This is a genomic window from Meiothermus cerbereus DSM 11376 (assembly GCF_000620065.1).
Lineage (GTDB): Bacteria > Deinococcota > Deinococci > Deinococcales > Thermaceae > Meiothermus > Meiothermus cerbereus.
This window is the reverse complement of sequence record NZ_JHVI01000051.1, coordinates 1-2,997: the sequence shown is the minus strand read 5'-3', so window position 1 is coordinate 2,997 and position 2,997 is coordinate 1. Positions and strand designations below refer to the sequence as shown.

At 59.8% G+C, this 2,997-nt stretch carries 3 protein-coding genes; all 3 read right to left on the bottom strand.

Annotation, left to right across the window (positions count from 1 at the left end; genetic code table 11):
* Nucleotides 1–469 precede the first annotated feature (469 nt).
* From Q355_RS0113080 to Q355_RS15990, 3 genes are read right to left on the bottom strand one after another with little or no spacing between them, the layout of a single operon-like run.
* Complete coding sequence (locus tag Q355_RS0113080) at nucleotides 470–1,228, bottom strand: hypothetical protein (protein ID WP_027878184.1); 759 nt, start codon at nucleotides 1,226–1,228, stop codon at nucleotides 470–472.
* Complete coding sequence (locus Q355_RS0113075; protein WP_245597588.1) at nucleotides 1,221–2,549, bottom strand: sensor histidine kinase; 1,329 nt, start codon at nucleotides 2,547–2,549, stop codon at nucleotides 1,221–1,223. The genes Q355_RS0113080 and Q355_RS0113075 overlap by 8 nt, the downstream gene beginning before the upstream one ends.
* A gap of 3 nt (nucleotides 2,550–2,552) precedes the next feature.
* Entirely contained in the window at nucleotides 2,553–2,933 is a 381-nt protein-coding gene (locus Q355_RS15990) for a response regulator transcription factor (RefSeq protein WP_245597587.1), read from the bottom strand.
* Between the last annotated feature and the right edge of the window lie 64 nt (nucleotides 2,934–2,997).

Sequence of the window (2,997 nt, the reverse complement as noted above, 5' to 3'; positions counted from 1 at the left end):
GCTAAGAGGCTATCTTTTTGAATCCTAGAGCACTCCCTTCGGTCGGGTTAGTTCGTCACCGTTCGGTGACGAACTAACCGAATCTGGTATAAAGCATGTTCAAAGTGTACTTTAGCGCAAGCAGGCAACCGCTATTTCCCCTATACAGTACTGTTTCAGTCAAGGCACAGGCGGCCCGGCCTGGGGTACTGCGCTAGCAGGATTCCATTGCTCGTATGGCTTCTTGGCACTCAACACGAAAGTTGAAAAATTACCTTCCGGGTTCCCCTTTTTGCTGTAGCGCCGGGAGTAGGGGCCGTAGCTTAGTCGATCGGGGTAGCCAAAATCGTACCGGCCCTCGGCCTCGTTGTAGGTGGGGTCCATATCGGCATCGGCCTGTTCGTGCTGCTGGGTGGATGGGCAAACCGTTCTCCGGTTCAAGCACTTCACATAAGGGTAGGTATTTCGGTTACAAACTGATGTACTGCCATCACGGAAAAGGCCTGACCGAAGACCAGACCAGCCCCTGAGCCCCTATTGAACCCATCAGCTCATACCAGCCAGGTTTGAGTCCCGCAGGCACAGGAAAACTGGCCGGAAGGGCCCGGAATTTGCTTCCGTCGAAGTAGGCCACCACCCGCACCTGAGCCTGTTCGCTGGCGGCCTGCAGGGCCATAAAGGGATCGGAGCGGTTGTTAGAAAGCCAAGCCGAAACAAACGGGTACTGCGAAGCCCCCACCAGACTGCCCGGGCCCTGGTAGAAGGCCCAGGGAACGGGGCTGTACAGTTTGACTTCGGTGGCAACAAACACTTCACCCTCCCAGACCCCATTGGCCTCGAGCCACATGCCCGGGATGGCCAGGCTCAGCCAGGGGGAGTTGCTCTGAATACGCACATTGCCGGCGATAACCTGGCCGCCTGCGCTCACCGTCACCTGACCCATGTAGCTGCGGGGCTGACGGGCGCTCGAGGGGTTGGGGTTGGCATTTGAGTTGGGATTGGGCCCTGGGTTATCGCTGTTTTTGCCGCTGGAACCGCCGCTGTTACCACCGCCGTTCCCGTTACCATTCCCACCGCTGTTGCCGCCCTTATTGCTGTTGCCGCCACCCTTTCCGTTACCCTGGACCAGGGTCGGGAGATCGGGGGCAAGCCCAGGCTGGTTGCTGGCCGAGGCACTGACAGCCCATACCGGGGATAGCAGCAAAACCAGTACCACCCACAACCAGAAGGCTATGCGAAGGCTACCCACGGCGCACCTCGAGTCCGGGTAGGCTCAGGATGGCCTCGAGGCCACCCCCTGGCCGGTTACGGAACTCCAACCTGCCCCCCAATAAGGTAGCGATATGCCGAACCAGAGCCAGTCCCAAACCCATTCCCTCCACCCTGGGCTGAAGCCGCAGGAAGGGGTTGCCCAGGCGCAGCAGGTCTTCCTCGCGCACCCCTGGCCCCCGATCACGGATGAAAATATGGGTCATGTCCGCCTGTCTGACTTCGACCTGCACCTCCCCCTGACTAAACTTGAGCGCATTGCTGAGCAGGTTGCCCAGGGCCTGTTGCAAAAGCTCTCCATAACCCAGCACCTGAGCCCCCAGGTCACCTTCCAGAATAATGCGCTGCTGTTCTTTGCTGGAAAGGCTTTGCACCACCGAGCGTAAAGCTATGCCCACATCAAGCGGCTCGGGGTCTTTTTGGGGGCTGCGGGTCAGGGCCAGCAAACCGGCCAGCAGACGCTCCAGACGCTCCAGGCTGCCCTTGATGGCCGGCAGCGACTCCTCCGGCGGCAAGAGCCCCTGCTCGAGGGCCTCTACCTGTACACGAAGAGTCGCCAACGGCGTTCGTAGCTCGTGCGAGGTGTAACGGGAGAAATTGCGCTCCCGCTCCAAAAAACCTTCCACCGCCCGGGTCATGCGGTTAAAACTCTCGGCCAGATCGGAGAGCTCATCCTGGCCGGGCGGCACCGGAACGGGCTTGGGAAACCGCTGCTGGGCGATGGCACGGGTGGCTTCGGTTAGGTGCCGTATGGGTCGCATCAGATAGCCAACAAGCAGGTAGGCTGCAACCAGCGCCAGCAGCAGCGAAAGCGGCAGGGCCAGCAGCTCAGTGCGCCAGAAAGCCCGCAAGGCTTCGTTCTGGCTGCGGGTATCGAGCGCAGCCTGTAGCACAAACCCATGCTCGAGCAAGCGTTCGGTTTTGAGCCAGTTTAAACTTTCAAAAGGGAAACGCCCGCCGATTTCCAGAAACACCTGCTCGCCCCGCATCACCCGAAACCGGCTGCTGCCCAGTTCAACCAGCCTGGGCAGGCGACCCGGGTCGAGCATGACCCGTTCAGGGGTGATGATCAGGGCCTGTTCTACCGCATTGGTTATGGAGTCGAGATCCTGTCTGGCTTCCCGGCTCAAAGTATCCTGAAAGCGCACAAACCCCACCCCCCCCACCAGCAAAGCCGTCAGCAAAACCACTGCCGACATGCTAAGCATCAGACGGCTGCGAAAGCCCCCCCACAGCCCTCCTTTTGCTCTGGGCAGGGCCAGCGGGATGGCCTGGGCAGCTTTGCGCGGCAGCACTCGCACCTGTTAGACCCCCAGCACATAGCCCCCGGGCAGGGTGGCTATTACATTCTCCCCTAACTTCTCCCTTAAACGATGTACATATACCCGCAGAATCCGGTGGCCCGACTCGGTGTTGGGAAACAACTTCTCCAGCAGCTCGTCCACCCCAAAAACCCGTTCAGGGTGCAGGGCCAGGCGCTCCAGCAGGGCAAACTCTTTGTCTGAGAGTGAAACCAGCCGTTGATTCCAATACACCTTGCGGCTATCAAACTCCATCCGCAGGGGGCCACGCTCGAGCACGGTCTGGCGCGTAGTACCCCCCCGCCGCAGCAAAGCCCGCACCCGCGCCAGCAGCTCCTCGAGGGAGAAAGGTTTTATACCAAATCTATGTAGATAATAACTCATGCCAAGCAAAGCCATAGCCCTACACGCCCACCTGAGCCTGGAAGAACTCGAACAGCGCTACCGT